Genomic DNA, 347 nt, shown 5'->3' on the forward strand with positions numbered 1-347 from the left:
TGCGGACGTGCCTCCGGCAATTGAACCGGAGGACGCCCAGCAACAAGCGCTTCAGACTCAGCATGTTGACAACGTGAGTCGAACCGAAGATGCTGTTGACGCGGAAAAAGATCAGGGCCTCGTGTCTCGTTTGGACTACGAAACGTGGCTTCCGTTTGCAGCAAAGACCTATAAGATTTCTCCGCGTATCGAAGACTACATCATCGTCTCGACGTTGGTGTGTCCATCCGATATTCCAAACCGTAACGGCATCGCATTCCCACGCGATGAGCTTGCACGATTCCTGCCGCCGCCAACCAACCGTATGTCCTACAAAGCGTGGAAAGGATGCCCCGTGCATCTTGAAC

At 53.9% G+C, this 347-nt stretch carries 1 protein-coding gene; it reads left to right on the plus strand.

The window, feature by feature from the left end; all coding sequences use genetic code 11:
* On the plus strand, nucleotides 1-347 hold a 347-nt coding region (locus AC1RPG_RS08490), incomplete at both ends, for a hypothetical protein (RefSeq protein ID WP_481762550.1).

The sequence above is a fragment of the Dellaglioa sp. CoH-57-MRSF-18 genome (genome assembly GCF_056781995.1).